Below are 17,202 nucleotides of genomic sequence, written 5' to 3'. Positions count from 1 at the left end.
CTACCCGGCCTCCGCCGCCGCCAACGCGGCGAGCTGTTCGAGGACGTCCTGTTCCGTTCTGTCGTACAGGGTTTCGGCAGGAGTGGCCTCGATCGCGGTGGCGACCAAGGTCGAGCCGAGCAGATCGATACGGCTGTAACCGAATCCGAGCAGCCCTCGGTGCCGCCCGATGGGTGCGATCGGATCGATCCGATACGACAGCGCCGGCCCGATCCAGACGGGGATACCGCCGAGCGCGGCCGCGCCGGTCAGGTGGTTGTGCCCGCAGATGATCAGCCGCACATCCGATCCCGCGAGCACCTCGTCGAGCAGTTCCGGCTTTTCGAGCCGCAGATACTCGGTGGCCGCGATCGGCGACGGGATCGGCGGGTGGTGCAGCACGAGTAGCGTGCCGTGCCGCGCGGGCTGCCGCAGCTGCTCGGCCAGCCAGTCCAGTTGTTCGGGCTCCAGCCGCCCGTCGTGGCGGCGCGGGGTGGTGCTGTCCAGCGCGATCACCCGCAGCCCCGCGACATCGGTGACCTGATCGTGGGTGAAGTCGGGATCGCTTGTGGCGCAATAGGTATCGAGCAGTTCGGTGCCGAAGGCCGCGCGGTCGTCGTGATTGCCCATCACGTACACCGTCTGCGCGCCGAGCTCGGCGGCCACCGGCTCGACCGCGTCGCGTAGCCGCCGGTACGCCTCGGGCGACCCGTTGTCGGTCAGGTCACCCGAGAGCACCAGCGCGTCGATCCGCTGCTGCGAGGTCCTCAGCTGTTCCAGCACATAGGTGAGGTTCTGGTAGGTGTCGATCTTGCCGTGTACCCGTTCCCCGGCAGGCCGCAGATGGGTGTCGGTCAGCTGGACGATCGTCACGCGATTCATGCTGTGCCCGTGCGTAACCGGGTGGCCGGTAACTTCTGATATCCGCTCGCTCATGACGCGGGCAACAGTTTGGCGGCCTGCTCACGGGCAGCACTCAGGGTGGACTGGGGATCCTTGCCCTGGAACACGATCGCCTCGACCGCGTCCATCATGCCGTCGCGGATCTGCAGGTAGTTGGTGCCCGGCATGGAAACCCACGGCTCCATGTTCGCCAGCTGCGCGACGTTCGGGGCCAGCAGCGGATTCTTCGCCGACCACTCCTTCAGCCCGTTCGGATCGTCCATCAGCCCCGTGCGCAGCGGCAGATAGCCGATGCCCTGCGAGATCTTGGTGTAAGCGGCTTCGCTGGTGAGGAACTCGATCAGCTCCCAGGACGCCCGCTGCTTGGCCGGATCGTTGGACAGGATGTGCAGCGAGGCACCGGAATTCGTCGGCACCGTCGGCTTGTCCCCGAAGCTCGGCATCGGCGCCGAACGCAGGTCCCACTTGTCCTTGGCGCCGGTGGTGAAGGTGCCCTGGATCGCGCTGGTCTCCAGAATCATGCCGATGTCGCCGCGCGCGAACGCCTCGTAACCCTGTTTCTGGTTCAGTTTCGGCATGCTGCCCGCCTCGACGAGCTGTTGCTGCTGCCACGCGACCTCGACCACGGGCGCGTCGGCGAAGGTCAGCGTCTTGCGGTCCTCGGAGATCACCCGGCCGCCATTGGACCGGACCAGCGACTGGAAGCACCAGTCCTTGGCGGTCTTGGTCAGGCAGTCGACGTAGATGCCCCCCTTGCCGGTCTTACCGGTGATGGCCGTCGACGCCTCGGCGACCTGCTGCCAGGTGCTCGGCGGCTTGGCGGGATCGAGCCCGGCCGCGGTGAACAGCGAGGCGTTGTAGTACAGCACCGGGGTGGAGAACACGAACGGAACGCCGTAGGTGTGGCCGTCCCAATCCGCGAGGGTCCTGGCCTTCGGCGCGTACGGGTGCTTGGCCCCGTCGAAGTTGCGCTGCACCTCCTGCTGGGAGACCAGCGCGTCCAGTGGCTTGGCGCCCAGCTGATGGATGGTGTAGTCCAGGTCGCTGAAACCGAGCTGCGCGACGTCCGGCGGGGTGCCCGCGACCGTCTGGTTCTGGATGCTGGAGATGGTGTCCGTGGCCGGGTTCGGGCTGTTGCCCTGCGGCTTCTGCGCCGTCACCGTGATGTTCGGGAACTTCTTGCCGAAGTCGGCGATAAGTGTGTTGAAGGTATCGGTCCACGCGCCCGCGAGCCCGTAATTGTAGGACTCGAACACGATGGACACCTGCTGATCCGGTGTCAGGTCCGGGATCTGCGCGGTGCTGGAGTTCGAATCGGTGCTGGTGCTCCCGAGTCCGCCGCAAGCGCTGAGCGCGACGGTGGTTGCGAACACCATGCCCAAGATGGGCGCGGTGCGTTTCACGGTGTTCTCCTGATGATTGGGGGTGTCGGACGGCGTTGTCAGGCGACAGCGACAGACTCCTCGGCGCTGTCGGGTACCGAATCCAGCTGCGGTTCTTGCCAAGTCATGCGCAGGCCGGACGCGGGATCGAACAGGTGGAGGTGACCGGGGTCGACGCGCAGCCCGATGCTGTCGTCGGCATGCACGTCGGCGGGGCGCGGCGCGCGGACACAGAGCGTGTGGTCGCCGGTGGTGCAGTGGATCAGTTCCTCGCTGCCGAGGTTCTCGACCATGGTGACCCGGCCGTGAATATGCGCGGCGGTCGCGTCGATACGTAGCTGCTCGGGCCGGACGCCGGCGATCACCTCGCGGTTAGCCCCGAAGTCCGCAGTGGTGATGGCCAATTCGATATCGATGCCATCGGCCACCAAGAACAGCCGCCCGTCTCGTTCGGTGACCACGCCGGGACACAGGTTCATCGGCGGTGCGCCGAGAAACCCGGCCACAAAGGCGGACCGCGGCCGGTCGTACAACTCGGTCGGCGTGCCGACCTGCTCCACCTGCCCCTCGTTGAGCAGCGCGATCCGGTCGGCCATGGTCATCGCCTCGACCTGATCGTGGGTGACGTACAGGAACGTCGCCCCCAGCCTGCGATGCAGCGCGATCAGCTCCGCGCGGGTAGCGCTGCGCAGTTTGGCATCCAGGTTCGACAGCGGCTCGTCCATCAGGAACGCACCGGGATCACGAACCATCGCGCGGGCCAACGCGACTCGCTGCCGCTGCCCACCCGAGAGCGCGGCGGGCTTGCGCCGCAGCAACTCGTCGAGCCCGAGCACGGCGGCCACCTCGGCCACCCGCTCGGCGATCTTCGATCGCGGTGTGTGCCTGGCGCGCAGCGGGAAGCCGATGTTCTTGGCCACGGTCAGATGCGGGTAGAGCGCATAGCTCTGGAACACCATCGCCAGATCGCGCTGCTGTGGCGCGCGGTGCGTAATGTCGTTGCCGTCCAACAAGATCAGTCCGTCGGTGGGATCCTCCAGCCCCGCGATCATCCGCAGCAGCGTGGACTTGCCGCACCCACTCGGTCCCAGCAGCACCAGAAACTCCCCGTCGGCGATGTCGAGGCTCACCTCGCGCACCGCGTAGGTCGCGCCGAATTGCTTCGACACCTTGTCAATTCGCAGTCTTGCCACCAGTTCTCCTCAGCCGGGCACTTCGCCGGCGACCAGTGCGTTGGCGCACCGTCGGCCTGACGCAAGTCTGTGCGCCACCGGGGGAGTCGGGTCGGGGCGATAGTCAATGCCGATCGTGCGAATCGAATTGTGCGTTCGCCCGACACTTCGCCGCTTTCAGTCGCAGCCGACCGACGGCGCATCCGGTATCGCACGACCACTAGGGCCGCCATCGGGGCGGCGATCCAGCACTTCGTTGCGATCCACTAGGCGCCGCCGGGCCTGGTCGAGTAGGCGGCGCGGTAGACCTCCGGTTGCGTTCGCCGCGGGACACTCGACCCCGCCCGGCCTCGATCGCCGGGCGGGGTTTCGCTGTGTTGCGGGTGTCGATCTGCCGGATTCGTGCTATCGAGGACGGATGAAGCCGACTCGGGCGTCGTATGACGTGGTGGTTGTGGGTGGTGGTCACAATGGGTTGGTGGCTGCCGCGTATCTGGGGCGGGCCGGGCGGTCGGTGCTGGTGCTGGAGCGGCAGGCGCGTACGGGGGGTGCCGCGGTGTCTGCCCCGGTGTTCGACGGGGTGGATGCGCGGTTGTCCCGGTATTCGTACCTGGTGAGTTTGTTGCCGCGGCAGATCATCGATGAGCTGGGGTTGGCGTGCGTGACGCGGCGGCGGCGGATCTCGTCGTATACGCCGGTGGGGGCGGGTGGACTGTTGGTGGATACCGGCTCGGCGGGGCGTACCCGCGAGAGTTTCGTGCGGCTCACCGGTTCGGATCGGGATTTTGCTGCGTGGCAACGGCTTTACACGATGACGGGGCGGCTGGCCGAGCGAGTGTTCCCCACGTTGACGCGACCGTTGCCGTCACGTGCCGAGCTGCGCCGAGCGGTCGACGACGAATTCGCCTGGACCGCGTTGTTCGAACGGCCGCTGGGGGAGCTCATCGAGTCGGAGTTCGTCGATGACACGGTGCGCGGTGTCGTGCTCACCGACGCGTTGATCGGCACGTTCACCCAGGCGCACGATCCGACGCTGCGCCAGAATCGCTGCTTCCTGTATCACGTGATCGGTAACGGCACGGGGGACTGGGACGTGCCGGTGGGTGGCATGGGCGCACTCACCGATGCGCTCGCCGACGCGGCCCGCGCCGCGGGCGCGGAAATTGTCACCGACTGCCCGGTCATCGCGATCGAAACCGACGGCCGCGCGGCCGAAGTGAGCTATCCGGACGGGGTGGTCGGCGCGGGACACGTGCTGGTGAACGCCGCGCCGCACGAGCTGGCCCGGCTGCTCGGCGCGCCGGCGGAGCCGAAACCCGAAGGCGCGCAACTGAAAATCAACATGCTGCTGACGAGACTGCCCCGGCTGCGGGATAGTTCGGTGGATCCGAGGGCAGCGTTCGCCGGGACCTTCCACATCGGCGAGTCCTATTCACAGCTGGACCGGGCTTACGGCGAGGCCGCGATCGGCCGGATTCCGTCCGCGCCACCGTCGGAGATCTACTGTCACACACTGACCGACCCGTCGATCCTGTCACCGGAGCTGGCCGCGCAGGGCGCCCATACCCTCACCTTGTTCGGATTGCACACACCGGCAAAGCTTTTCGCCAAGGATCCAGCGGGTGTGAAGGCCGAGCTCGTGAAAGCGACCATCGCCCAGCTGGATTCGGTGCTCGCCGAGCCGATCAGCGAGTGTCTGGCTGTGGACGAGCGCGGTGCACCGTGCCTCGAGGCAAAGACCCCGCTCGACCTCGAACAGGAGGTCGGCCTACCCGGCGGCCATATCTTCCACCGCGACTTGGCATTCCCCTACCGCACCGAGGGCGACGAGACCGATCCGGCCGTGCGCTGGGGCGTTTCGACCGGACACCCCAATGTGTTCTTGTGTGGTGCGGGCGCGGTCCGAGGCGGTGGAGTCAGCGGCATCCCCGGTCACAACGCCGCCATGGCCGTCCTCGAACCGCCCGCGTAACGTCAGACCTTCGGAGCCAGCGCGATCTTCGCGCTGCGTCCCGGGCTCTCGGTGGCCACGGCCGCGTCGGCCGCCGAATCCAGCGCATAGGTGGCTTCGACATCGAGCCGCAGCACCCCCTGCGCCGCCGCGGACACGAGTTCGCCGATCAACCGCTTGCGGTCCTCAGCCGAGGTCTCCTCGATCCGCTTGGAACCCCAGAAGCCCTTGACCACAATCTGCTTGAAGATGAGTTCGCCAGGACCGAGCGTCAACGGCTGACCGGACAGCGCACCGAACGAGATCAGCTGCCCCTTGGGCGCGAGCAAGGCCATCGCATCGCTGGCCGCCCGCCCACCGACCTGATCGACCGCACGCACGATCGGCGCGCCGGAGGTTGCGGCGACAGCCTCATCCCGCCAGCCCTCGGCCTCCGTATCGAACACCGGCTCGAAGCCCGCCGACTGCAAGGCCTCGACCGATTTCGGCCCGCGCACCAGGTTGAGCACGTTGATACCGCGTTGCCGCGCAAGCACATTGACCAGCCGACCGACCGCGCCGTTCGCGGCGTTGATCGCGATCCAATCGCCCGCGGCCACCTTGAGATCCTCCAGCAGCATCAGCGCACTGAGCGGCATGGCGAGCAGCTGGGCGGCGGTCTCGTCGGACACCGCATCCGGCACCGGCACCACCTGGCCGGCCTTGACGACGAAATAGTCGGCCCAGACGTTCTGCGCGCCGGACACGGTAACCCGTTGCCCGACAGTCAATCCGGTCACCCCGGCGCCGAGCGCGTCGACCCGGCCGACCCCTTCGGTCCCCGGGATCGCGGGCAGCGGCGGCTTGTAGCCGTACACCCCGCGCACGATCGCGAGGTCGTGATTGTGGATGGGCGCGAGGACCAGCTCCAGCCGTACCTCACCCTCGCCGGGTTCGGGCAGCGGCCGTTCCGCCGTGTTCAGTACGTCTTTGGGCTCGCCGAAACTTTCGATGACTACCGCACGCATGCTCTGCTCCTTCGTTCAGTCTTCGGCGACAACGACGTCGACGTCGATGTTGCCGCGGGTGGCGTTGGAGTACGGGCACACCTGGTGTGCCTTGTCGGCGAGGGCTTGGGCTTCCTCGCGGGACAGATGCGGCAGCGACACCTCGAGGGTGACCGCGAGCGCGAACCCGCCCGCGTCGTTCGGCCCGATGCCGACCTTCGCGCCGACGGCGGAGTCGTCGATGTTCGCCTTGGCCTGCTTGCCGACCAGCCGCAGCGCCGAATGGAAGCAGGCCGCGTAGCCCGCCGCGAACAGCTGCTCGGGGTTGGTGCCCTGGCCGCTGCCGCCCATTTCCTTGGGCGCCGCCAGATCGACGTCGACCTTGCCGTCGGTGGTGCGGGCGTGGCCGTTGCGGCCGTCGCCGGTCGCCAGTGCTTCCGCGGTGTAGAGGATCTGCATGTCTATTCTCCTTCGTTCGATGAAGCCGGCAGTTCGTTCCCCGCGGCCGCCAGCGCGGCGGTGAGCCTGCGCAGGGTTTCGCGCAGCGCCAGGAACTCGTCCATGGAGAGGCCGCAGGCCGCAGCCATTTCGGCCGGTATATCGCGGGCCTGGGCCCGCAGCTCGCGCCCGCGTTCGGTGAGCTGGATATCGACGCGTCGTTCATCGGCGGCTGAGCGCCTGCGCTGCACCAGGCCCGCCGCCTCCAGCCGCTTGAGCAGCGGAGACAGCGTGCCGGAGTCCAACGCGAGCGCGTGGCACACCTCGCCGACGCTACGCCCGTCCCGTTCCCACAGGGCGAGCATCACCAGGTACTGCGGGTAGGTCAGCCCGAGCCGTTCCAGCTTCGGCCGGTAGACCGCGGTCATCGCCCGGGATGCCGCGTACAGCGGGAAGCAGATCTGCTCATCGAGGGTCAGGTGATCGGTCATGTCCAACAATGTAGTCCGCAATTATATTGTGCACAACCAATCCTGCTGTGTTCCCGGTCACCGGCTGGAACGGTGAAAGATGTAGAGTGTCGGAGCCCACTGGGCTGGCGAGAAGCGCTCTCCGCGCGTTCGGCGGAACACGCGACTCGTGTCCAATCTGACTCTTCGGTGTTTATGTCGTAATTCGCCGACGCGGGCCCTTGGACGCTTGTACAGTCAGCCGCAAGTACCACCTCTCGAGGAGCCGCATCATGGTCCGCGAAAGCGATCGGCTGATCCGCACCGATGTACCGCATTCCGCACGAATCTGGAATTACTGGCTCGGTGGTCAGGACTTTTACGAAGTCGATCGGATAGCCGGTGAGTCGGGGGAATCGGTGTATCCCGAAATCGGCACCATGGCGCGCCAATCGCGGAAGTACTTGATACGCATGGTGCGCTACCTCGCCGCCGAGTGCGGCATCCGCCAGTTCCTCGACGTGGGCACCGGGTTGCCCACCATGCAGAACACGCACGAGGTCGCACAGAGTGTCGCGCCGGAATCCAAGATCGTCTACGTGGACAACGATCCGCTCGTGCTTGCTCATGCGCGCGCGTTGTTGATCAATACCACCGACGAAGGTGTGACCGCGCTGATCGAAGCGGATTTCCACGACACCGATCAGGTGGTCACCGAAGCGCGCAATATTCTGAACTTCAACAAACCGATTGCCGTGATGTTCATGGGCGTTCTCGGCCATGCACGCACCTGGGACGACGTTATCCGGATCACCGGCGCGCTGCAGGAAGCCATTCCGTCCGGAAGCTATTTCGCGATGTACGAGGGCACCAACGAAGATCCGCGGCTGGTGCGCCTTTCGGACTACTACTCCAAAACCGGCGCCGTTCCGTACTACGTGCGCAGTGTCGACCAGGTCCGCGAAGTCTTCAAGAATCTCGAACTCGTGCCGCCCGGCATCGTGCCGGTCAACCACTGGCACCCCGACGACCCCGAGGCCGTGAACACGGAACCGCCCTCGGCCGCATGGGGCGGCGTCGGCCGCAAAACCTAGGTGGCCCGGCCGCCGATGCGCTGCGTGAGGCTGTCCGCGGTGATCCGCACCCGCCCGGCCAGCGGTGCCCAGTCGGCCGGACAGGGCGTGGCCTCGCAGTGATGGCGCAGCGTGACGCTGATCGCCGCGATCGGGCGCTGGTTGTGATCGAAGACCGGATAGGCGACCGAGGCGAAACCTGGTGTGACATGACCGTCTTCGCATGCCCACCCGCGTTTGCGCTCGGTGGCCAGGATGCTGCGCAGCGACGCCAGCGAGTTGGGTCCGCGCTCAGTGCGGCGGACGAACGACGACGCCGACGGGAACAGCGCACGGATCTGCGCGGCAGGCAGGTAGGCGAGGATCGCCCGACCGCAGGCCGTCAGGTGTGCGGGCAGGCGCACACCCACATTGGTGACCAGGGTTTCCGGCCGCGACGGGCGTTCCTTGATCAGATACAGCAATTCGTTGCCGTGCAGCACCCCGAGGTGCGCGTTGTGACCGACCTCCTCGACCAGTTCGCGCAGCAACGGCCCGGCCAGCCGCTCCAGCGGATCGTGGCGCAGATACGCGGAGCCGAGTTCGAACGCGGCGATGCCGAGCCCGTAGCGGCGCTCGCTGGGCAGCCGGGTGACGAAACGGGCCGCCTCCAGCTCGCCGAGCAGGTGGTATGTGGTGGACCGGGGCAGCCCGAGTTCGCGCGCGATCGTCGAGGCGGAGATGGGCCCGGCCCGGCCCGCGAGTAGTTGCAACACCGCCAAGCCGCGGCGCAACGCCGGGACGTCGCTGCTCGTTCCCATGCCATCTCCTCGGCGAGTCTTGGATATCAGACAGATTCGGACCGACCCTCATTCTCCACTGCCCGCCGCGACGGTGGAATGGTGCCCATGCCCGAAACTGCACAGCTACCGACCGTCGCCCTCGACGGACCGTTGACCGGGGAGCAGGTCGTCGCCGTCGCGCGACTCGGCGCCAAGGTGCACCTGAGTGCGGCCACCGAGGACCGGCTGGCCGCGGCGCGGGCGCACGTCGACGCGCTCGCCGCGGGCACCGTGCCGACCTACGGCGTGTCCACCGGCTTCGGCGCGCTGGCGACCCGCCACATCCCCGAGGAGAGCCGCACCGCCCTGCAGCGTTCGCTGATCCGTTCGCACGCGGCGGGGGCGGGTCGCCCGGTCGAGCGAGAGGTGGTTCGCGCGCTGATGGTGCTCCGGTTGCGCACCCTGGCGACCGGCCACACCGGCATCCGCCCGGAGACCGCGGCCACCCTCGCCGCGCTGATCAATGCCGACATCACCCCGATCGTGCACGAGTACGGCTCGCTCGGCTGCTCCGGTGACCTCGCGCCGCTGGCCGCGGTGGCCCTCGCGCTGATGGGCGAGGGCGAAGTCATCGATGCCGCTGGAAAGGTGTCGGACGCGGCAACGGCCTTGCGCGCCAACGGCATCAAGCCGGTGGTCCTGGCCGAGAAGGAAGGTCTGGCGCTGACCAACGGCACCGACGGCATGCTCGGCATGCTGACCCTCGCGCTCGCCGACCTGCACATGCTGCTCGACATCGCCGACCTCACCGCGGCCATGAGTGTGGAGGCGCTGCTCGGCACCGACCGGGTGTTCGCCGCCGACCTCCAGGCGCTGCGCCCACACCCGGGCCAGGCCCGCTCGGCCGCGCGGATCGCCGCCGCCCTGGCCGGTTCGGAGATCGTGGCCAGTCACCGTGGGCCGGACTGCAATCGGGTGCAGGACGCCTACTCGCTGCGCTGCGCCCCGCAGGTGCACGGTGCGGCCCGCGACACCGTCGCGCACGCCGAACTGGTCGCCGGCCGCGAATTGGCCTCCGCCGTAGACAATCCCGTGGTGCTCGCGGACGGCCGGCTGGAATCCAACGGCAACTTCCACGGCGCCCCGGTCGCCTACGTGCTCGACTTCCTCGCCATCCCGGTGGCCGACGTCGCCAGCATGGCCGAGCGCCGGACCGACCGGATGCTCGATGTCGCACGCTCGCACGGCCTTCCGGCATTCCTCGCCGCCGACCCCGGTGTCGACTCCGGGCACATGATCGCCCAGTACACCCAGGCCGCCGTGGTGAGTGAGCTCAAGCGACTGGCGGTGCCCGCGTCGGTGGACTCGATCCCGAGCAGCGCGATGCAGGAGGACCACGTGTCGATGGGCTGGTCCGCCGCCCGCAAACTGCGCACCGCGGTGGACGGCCTGACCACCGTGCTGGCCGTCGAATACCTCACGGCCGCACGGGCACTGGACTTTCGTGCGCCGCTGCGCCCGGCCCCCGCCGCCGCCGCAGCCCAAGCGCTGCTGCGCACCAAGGTCGACGGCCCGGGCCCCGACCGCCATCTCGCTCCCGAGATCGCTGCGGCTGAGACACTCATCCGCTCCGGCGAACTCACCCGCGCGGTCGCCCCGTACCTGGCGTCCTCGAACGGGTCCTGACTTTTCAGACATCTGCCGCGGCGCTGCCCCGCTCGCGGCGACATTTCATCGGAGGTTGGTTCTATGAGTCGGATAGTCCGGGCGGCGCGCGGCGCGCAGCTCACTGCCAAGAGCTGGCAGACCGAGGCGGCGATGCGGATGCTGCACAACAACCTCGATCCCGAAGTGGCCGAGCGGCCCGAGGATCTGGTGGTGTACGGCGGCACCGGCAAGGCGGCCAGGAACTGGGCCAGCTTCGACGCGATCACGCAGAGCCTGACCATGCTGGAGTCCGACGAGACGCTGCTGGTGCAGTCGGGTAAGCCGGTCGGCGTGTTCCGCACGCACGAGTGGGCGCCGCGGGTGCTGATCGCGAACTCGAATCTCGTTGGCGACTGGGCGAATTGGCCGGAGTTCCGCAGGCTCGACGCGCTCGGGCTGACCATGTACGGGCAGATGACCGCGGGCTCGTGGATCTACATCGGCACCCAGGGCATCCTGCAGGGCACCTACGAGACTTTTGCGGCGGTAGCGGACAAGCGCTTCGGCGGCACCCTCGCGGGCACCCTCACGCTGACCGCAGGACTCGGCGGCATGGGCGGCGCGCAACCGCTGGCGGTCACCATGAACGACGGTGTCGCGCTGGTCATCGAATGCGACCCGGCCCGGGCCCAGCGGCGGGTGCAGGAACGCTACCTGGACGAGATCGCGACCGACCTCGACGACGCGGTGCTGCGGGTGACGAGCGCGCGCAGGCAGCGAAAAGCATTGTCCGTCGGCCTGATCGGCAACGCGGCCGAGGTGCTGCCGCAGCTGCTCGCGCGCGGCCTCGATCCCGAGATCGTCACCGACCAGACCTCCGCGCACGATCCGCTCGCCTACCTCCCGCGCGGCATCGCGGTGGAAGACTGGACCGACTACGCGACGAAGAAGCCCGACGAGTTCACCGAGCGGGCCCGCGAATCGATGGCCGAGCACGTCGACGCCATGCTCGGCTTCCTGGACAAGGGCGCCGAGGTCTTCGACTACGGCAACTCGCTGCGCGGCGAGGCCGCACTCGGCGGCTGCGCGCGGGCCTTCGATTTCCCCGGTTTCGTCCCCGCCTACATCCGCCCGCTGTTCTGCGAGGGCAAGGGCCCGTTCCGCTGGGCGGCACTCTCGGGTGACCCGAAGGACATCGCCGCCACCGACCGCGCCATCGTCGATCTGTTCCCGGAGAACGAGTCGCTGCGCCGCTGGATCCGGATGGCGAGCGAACGTGTTGCCTTCCAAGGGCTCCCGGCCCGCATCTGCTGGCTCGGCTACGGCGAACGGCACCTGGCCGGCTTGCGCTTCAACGAAATGGTCGCCAGCGGTGAGCTTTCGGCGCCGGTGGTGATCGGGCGCGACCATCTCGACTCCGGCAGCGTCGCCTCCCCGTACCGCGAGACCGAGTCGATGGCCGACGGTTCCGACGCCATCGCGGACTGGCCGCTGCTCAACGCGCTGCTCAACACCGCGTCCGGGGCGACGTGGGTGTCCATCCATCACGGCGGCGGCGTCGGCATGGGCCGGTCCATCCACGCCGGGCAGGTCTGCGTGGCCGACGGCACCGAACTGGCCGCGCAGAAGATCGAGCGCGTGCTCACCAACGACCCGGGCACCGGGGTGATCCGGCACGTCGACGCCGGGTACGAGCGCGCCACCACCGTGGCCGCCGAGCGCGGTGTCCGCATTCCCATGCACGAGGCGCCGTGAACCACACCGGTGAGCACGGCACGACAGGAGCAACGCGGTGGGCGTAAATGAGCTGATGGGCGAGATCGCCGGCGTCGGACGGGACGCCCGGCGCGGCGGCTACTCCCGGCACGTCTACGACTACGCCGACTTCGAGCTGCGCGACTGGTTCATCGACCAGGCACTCGACAGCGGACTGGACGTCAATACCGACCGCAACGGCAATATCTGGGCTTGGTGGGGAAATCCAGGCAGCGCCGCGGTCGTCACGGGAAGCCATCTCGATTCGGTGCCCGGTGGTGGTGCCTACGACGGTCCGCTCGGCGTGGCCAGCGCCCTCGCGGCGGTGGAGATATTGCAGGGCAAGGGTTTCACCCCGGCCAAGCCGCTCGCCCTGCTGGTGTTCGCGGAGGAGGAGGGTGGCCGGTTCGGCGTGCCGTGCCTCGGTTCCCGGTTGCTCACCGGTGCCATCGACGCCGATCGGGCGCGAAACCTACGGGACACCGACGGCGTGACGCTCGCCGAAGCGGCCGTGAAGGCCGGGCACGATCCGAAGCGTTTCGGTGCCGATCCCGAATCACTGGCCCAGATCGGCTGTTTCGTGGAACTGCACGTGGAGCAGGGCCGGGGGCTCATCGAGTTGGACAGCCCGGTCGCCACTGGCAGCAGCATCATCGCGCACGGGCGCTACCGATTCTCCTTCTCCGGGCAGGGAAATCACGCGGGCGCCACCCGGCTCGCCGATCGGCACGATCCGATGCTGCCCGCCGCGACGGTCGTGGCGGCCGCGCGCCGGGCCGCCGCCGCGATGACCGACGCCCGCGCCACAGTGGGCAGGCTGGTGCCTACTCCCGGCGGCACGAATGTCATCGCGTCCACCGTCGATCTGTGGCTGGACGCCCGTGTTTCGGGGGAGGGCCGCACCGCGGCACTGGTCGAGGACATCACCGAAGCGGCGCGTGCGGCCGCCGAGGCAGAAGGATGCGAGCTCACCGTCACCGAGGAGTCCTATTCGGACGACGTCGTTTTCGACGAAACACTCCGGAGCCGAATGGACAAGGTGCTCGGCGGAGTACCCGCGCTACCGACCGGCGCGGGCCACGACGCGGGCATCCTCGCCGCGCACGTCCCCTCCGGCATGCTGTACGTGCGCAACCCGACCGGCATCAGCCACGCCCCCGAGGAGTATGCCGAACCTGCCGACATCGACAGCGGCGCACAGAGTCTCGCGCGGGTGCTCGAGGAACTGGCCGGATGACCGTCTACTGGGCCGAACACGCGTGGCTGCCGGACGGACCGGCCGCCGCGGTGGCGATCGAGGTGCACGGGGCGGTGATCCGGTCGGTGACCCGCGACGCCGACCGGACCGGCACGGTGCTGCCCGGACTGACGATCCCCGGCTTCGCCAACGCGCACTCGCATGCCTTCCATCGTGCGCTGCGCGGTCGCACGCAGCACGACCAGGGCACGTTCTGGACCTGGCGGGAACGCATGTATGCCGTTGCGGCCCAACTGAATCCCGACTCCTACTACCGGCTGGCGCGCGCGGTGTACGCCGAGATGGTGCTGGCGGGATACACCAGCGTCGGCGAATTCCACTATCTGCATCACGCTGCCGGTGGTGCGCGGTATTCGGATCCGAACGCGATGAGTGCGGCACTAGCGGCGGCCGCCGAGGACGCCGGTATCCGCCTCACCCTGCTCGATACCTGTTATCTGGCAGGGGGATTCGGTGTCGAGCTGGGGGAGCATCAGCTCCGATTCAGCGACGGCACAGTGGACGCATGGGCCGAACGTGCCGCCGCGTTCACGCCGAAACCGGAGCTGGTGCGGACCGGCGTCGCCGCGCACTCGGTGCGCGCGGTGCCCGCCGCGGCCCTGCCGGTGATCGCCGGTGCGGCCGAGGGCCGCCCGGTGCACGTCCACCTGTCCGAGCAGCCCGCCGAAAACACCGATTGCCTTGCCGCACATGGCTGCACACCGACCGCACTGTTGGCACGGGCAGGCCTGCTCGGCCCGCAGACGGTCGCAGTGCACGCCACCCACCTCACAACCGCCGACATCGCCCTGCTCGCCGACAGTGGCAGCCGCGCGTGTTTCTGCCCCACCACCGAACGCGACCTCGGCGACGGCATCGGCCCGGCCCGTGCGCTGTCGGACGCGGGCGTAGGCCTGTGCCTGGGCACCGACAGCCACGCGGTGATCGACGCCTTCGAGGAGTGGCGCGCCCTCGAACTCGATGAGCGCCTCGCCAGCCGGGCCCGCGGTCGGTTCAACCCGGCCGAGCTCTACCGCGCCGCGACCGACCACGCGTCCATCGGCTGGCCCGAGGTCGGCCGGATCGCCCCCGATGCCGCCGCCGATCTGGTCACCATCGATCTCGACTCCATTCGCACGGCGGGCACCACACCCGCCGCCGCCCTGTTCGCCGCGACCGCGAGCGACGTCCGCTCGGTGCTCGTCGCGGGCCGCCCCGTCGTGTCCGAGCGCCGGCACCTGCGAGTGGAACGCCCGGAAACCGTGTTGCGCGAAGAAATCGAGGCACTGTGTCGACCCTGATCACCGGTATCGGCGAACTCACCACCAACACCGAGGACGGCCCGCTGCACGACGCCGCGGTGGTGCTCGACGGCGACCGCTTCGCCTGGATCGGCCCGGCCGCCGCCGTGCCCGCCGCCGACGATCGGATCGATCTCGATGGCCGCGCCGCCCTGCCCGGCTGGGTCGACAGCCACACCCATCTCGTCTTCGCCGGTGACCGCACCGCCGAATTCGAGGCCAGAATGGCCGGGCGCCCGTACCGTGCGGGCGGTATCGCCACCACCGTCGCCGCCACCAGGGCCGCCTCGGACGACGAGCTGTCGGTCAACCTGGCCCGCCACATCGCCGAAGCCCGCCGCCAGGGCACCACCTGCCTGGAAACCAAAACCGGCTACGGGCTCAGCGTCGCCGACGAACTCCGCTCCGCCCGGCTCGCCGCGGCCGCCGCCGACGAGGTCACCTTCCTCGGCGCGCACCTCGTCCCGTCCGATATGGACGCCGACGCCTACGTCGATCTGGTGTGCGGGGAGATGCTCGACGCCGTCGCCCCCTACGTGCGCTGGGCCGACGTCTTCTGCGAGACAGGCGCTTTCGACCAGGACCAGTCCGAACGGGTGTTGCGCGCCGCGCACGCCCACGGCCTCGGCCTGCGCGTGCACGGTAACCAGTTGGGGGAGGGCCCCGGCGTCCAACTCGCGGTGCGCCACGGCGCGGCGAGCGTCGACCACTGCACCTACCTGACCGACGCGGACATCGAAGCACTTGCCGCCTCCGACACCGTCGCCACCGTGCTACCCGCCTGCGACCTGTCCACCAGACAGCGCCTCGCCCCCACCCGTGCCCTGCTCGACGCGGGCGCCACCGTCGCACTGGCCACCAACGCCAACCCCGGCAGCTCCTACACCACCTCGATGGCCTTCTGCGTCGCCACCGCTGTCCTGCAGATGGGACTTTCGGTCGCCGAAGCCGTGCACGCCGCCACCGCAGGCGGCGCGCGGGCACTGCGCCGCGACGACGTCGGCGTCATCCGGGTCGGTGCCCGAGCGGATCTCCAGGTCCTCGACGCCCCCTCGGTCACTCACCTGGCTTATCGTCCCGGCGTGCCATTGACCTACGCGGTGTGGCGGCTGGGCCGGGCAGTCCGCGTCCCGATGTTCGACTGAAGCGTGGCGCTGAACGCGAATCCTGTTCGTTGACAACAACTCCGGGCCCATGACCACCTCGCGTCTATCTCGCTGATTCCTGTCCGCGGTACCACGCGCACGGCCACCTGGTGCGGCGCCCGAGATTGCCCTGGGCATCGCAGACCAGATGGCCGCTGGTTCGGTCGCCGCCAACCCGACGGCGACCGAGCCGAGAACGCACGAATGGCGATCGGTGGGGTAGGCCACCGATCGCCGGTCGTGCTTTATGAATATGTCACCGCGCGAGCGAGTTACGCAGATCGGTGATCGTGGCGCGGCGCTCGTAGGCAATCCAGGCGAAGATCGCGGCGAGCACCAGCGGGAAGATCGCCATCGCCGGCTTGTCGGCGATGAACGCCTGCGTCGCGGCGGCGAGCACGGTGAGCACGGACAGACCTGCGGCAGCCAGGGCACTGAGCCGCGGCACCATCAGACCGATACCGCCCGCGACCTCCACCACGCCGATGAAGATGAGCAGCCCGAGCGGGATGGTCAGATTCTCGGGGGCGTTCTCCATCAGGGTGTTCGGGATAACGAGCTTCGGCCCGCCGGAGGCGATGATGAAGAACAGGCCGAGCAGGATCTGCAGGGTCCACAGAACGCGGTTGCGGACCTTGCCCGGACGGTAGGTGGCGTTGGCGGAGAAGTTGGCGGCGGGGTTCGCGGTGGTCATTTCTGGTCCTTCTGGTCGGTCGCGCTGGGTTGGAAGCGCGTTCAACGGATAGGACGGAGCCCCGCACGAGAACTAATCGCTGTCCGCGAAAATTTTCGCCGCCTCAGCTGAAAGCGGGCCACACCGCGCGGTTGCGCTGTGTGGCCCGCTGTATTCAGGGGCAGGTGTTCGCGTCAGCAGACGCCGCTGCCGGTGCCGTCGGAGCCCGGCGCTCCTGCGACCAAGCCCGGTCCGCCGTTGCCGCCGCTGCCGCAAGCGCCGAGGGTGCCGGTGCCGGTCTTGGCACCGCCGTTGCCGCCGTTGCCGCCTGCTCCGCCGGTTCCGACGAC

The 17,202-nt window shown here is 68.6% G+C and carries 15 protein-coding genes; 7 read left to right on the top strand and 8 right to left on the bottom strand.

Going from position 1 to position 17,202, the window contains the following annotated elements; all coding sequences use genetic code 11:
• Genes NN4_RS20140 through NN4_RS20130 form a run of 3 tightly spaced genes read right to left on the bottom strand, consistent with a single transcriptional unit; the run spans position 1 to position 3,457 of the window.
• Entirely contained in the window at positions 1–861 is an 861-nt protein-coding gene (locus NN4_RS20140; RefSeq protein WP_147133507.1) for a metallophosphoesterase, read from the bottom strand.
• Positions 862–911: 50 nt separating this feature from the next.
• Complete coding sequence (locus NN4_RS20135; protein ID WP_147133504.1) at positions 912–2,285, bottom strand: ABC transporter substrate-binding protein; 1,374 nt, start codon at positions 2,283–2,285, stop codon at positions 912–914.
• Positions 2,286–2,323: 38 nt separating this feature from the next.
• Positions 2,324–3,457 (bottom strand): ABC transporter ATP-binding protein, encoded by a 1,134-nt coding sequence (locus NN4_RS20130; protein WP_147133501.1) that lies wholly within the window; start codon positions 3,455–3,457, stop codon positions 2,324–2,326.
• Between the two features lie 397 nt (positions 3,458–3,854).
• Between NN4_RS20130 and NN4_RS20125 the strand changes: the two genes are divergently transcribed.
• Positions 3,855–5,408 (top strand): phytoene desaturase family protein, encoded by a 1,554-nt coding sequence (locus tag NN4_RS20125; RefSeq protein ID WP_147133498.1) that lies wholly within the window; start codon positions 3,855–3,857, stop codon positions 5,406–5,408.
• Between the two features lie 2 nt (positions 5,409–5,410).
• Here NN4_RS20125 and NN4_RS20120 read toward each other — a convergent pair whose 3' ends face one another.
• From NN4_RS20120 to NN4_RS20110, 3 genes are read right to left on the bottom strand one after another with little or no spacing between them, the layout of a single operon-like run.
• Complete coding sequence (locus tag NN4_RS20120; RefSeq protein WP_147133496.1) at positions 5,411–6,394, bottom strand: zinc-binding dehydrogenase; 984 nt, start codon at positions 6,392–6,394, stop codon at positions 5,411–5,413.
• A gap of 15 nt (positions 6,395–6,409) precedes the next feature.
• Complete coding sequence (locus NN4_RS20115) at positions 6,410–6,832, bottom strand: organic hydroperoxide resistance protein (protein WP_107656149.1); 423 nt, start codon at positions 6,830–6,832, stop codon at positions 6,410–6,412.
• Between the two features lie 2 nt (positions 6,833–6,834).
• Entirely contained in the window at positions 6,835–7,302 is a 468-nt protein-coding gene (locus NN4_RS20110) for a MarR family winged helix-turn-helix transcriptional regulator (protein ID WP_147133493.1), read from the bottom strand.
• Positions 7,303–7,553: 251 nt separating this feature from the next.
• Between NN4_RS20110 and NN4_RS20105 the strand changes: the two genes are divergently transcribed.
• Positions 7,554–8,354, top strand: a complete 801-nt coding sequence (locus tag NN4_RS20105) for an SAM-dependent methyltransferase (protein ID WP_147133490.1) — start codon at positions 7,554–7,556, stop codon at positions 8,352–8,354.
• Here the strand turns inward: NN4_RS20105 and NN4_RS20100 are convergent.
• Positions 8,351–9,133, bottom strand: coding sequence for an IclR family transcriptional regulator (locus NN4_RS20100; protein ID WP_147133486.1), 783 nt, complete (start codon positions 9,131–9,133; stop codon positions 8,351–8,353). The genes NN4_RS20105 and NN4_RS20100 overlap by 4 nt on opposite strands.
• Before the next feature lie 87 nt (positions 9,134–9,220).
• On the opposite strand from NN4_RS20100, the gene hutH reads away from it, so the two are divergent.
• The 5 genes from hutH (at position 9,221) to hutI (ending at position 16,179) form a co-directional block, all read left to right on the top strand.
• Positions 9,221–10,780 carry a histidine ammonia-lyase gene (hutH, locus tag NN4_RS20095; protein WP_147133483.1) on the top strand — a complete coding sequence of 520 codons (1,560 nt, stop codon included), beginning with the start codon at positions 9,221–9,223 and terminating at the stop codon, positions 10,778–10,780.
• Positions 10,781–10,843: 63 nt separating this feature from the next.
• Positions 10,844–12,496, top strand: coding sequence for a urocanate hydratase (hutU, locus tag NN4_RS20090; protein ID WP_147133480.1), 1,653 nt, complete (start codon positions 10,844–10,846; stop codon positions 12,494–12,496).
• 37 nt (positions 12,497–12,533) lie between these two features.
• On the top strand, positions 12,534–13,733 hold the full coding sequence (locus tag NN4_RS20085) for an allantoate amidohydrolase (RefSeq protein ID WP_147133477.1): 1,200 nt from the start codon (positions 12,534–12,536) through the stop codon (positions 13,731–13,733).
• Positions 13,730–15,034 (top strand): formimidoylglutamate deiminase, encoded by a 1,305-nt coding sequence (locus NN4_RS20080; protein ID WP_147133474.1) that lies wholly within the window; start codon positions 13,730–13,732, stop codon positions 15,032–15,034. The genes NN4_RS20085 and NN4_RS20080 overlap by 4 nt, the downstream gene beginning before the upstream one ends.
• The gene (gene hutI, locus NN4_RS20075; protein ID WP_147133471.1) at positions 15,022–16,179 is read left to right on the top strand and encodes an imidazolonepropionase; all 1,158 of its coding nucleotides are present in this window, start codon (positions 15,022–15,024) and stop codon (positions 16,177–16,179) included. The genes NN4_RS20080 and hutI overlap by 13 nt, the downstream gene beginning before the upstream one ends.
• Positions 16,180–16,435: 256 nt before the next feature.
• Here hutI and NN4_RS20070 read toward each other — a convergent pair whose 3' ends face one another.
• The gene (locus NN4_RS20070) at positions 16,436–16,873 is read right to left on the bottom strand and encodes a DoxX family protein (RefSeq protein ID WP_147133468.1); all 438 of its coding nucleotides are present in this window, start codon (positions 16,871–16,873) and stop codon (positions 16,436–16,438) included.
• Positions 16,874–17,202: the final 329 nt, after the last annotated feature.

It is taken from the genome of Nocardia ninae NBRC 108245 (assembly GCF_007990755.1).
Lineage (GTDB): Bacteria > Actinomycetota > Actinomycetes > Mycobacteriales > Mycobacteriaceae > Nocardia > Nocardia ninae.
Note: the sequence above shows the minus strand (reverse complement) of the source record. Positions and strands in the feature narration are given on the sequence as shown.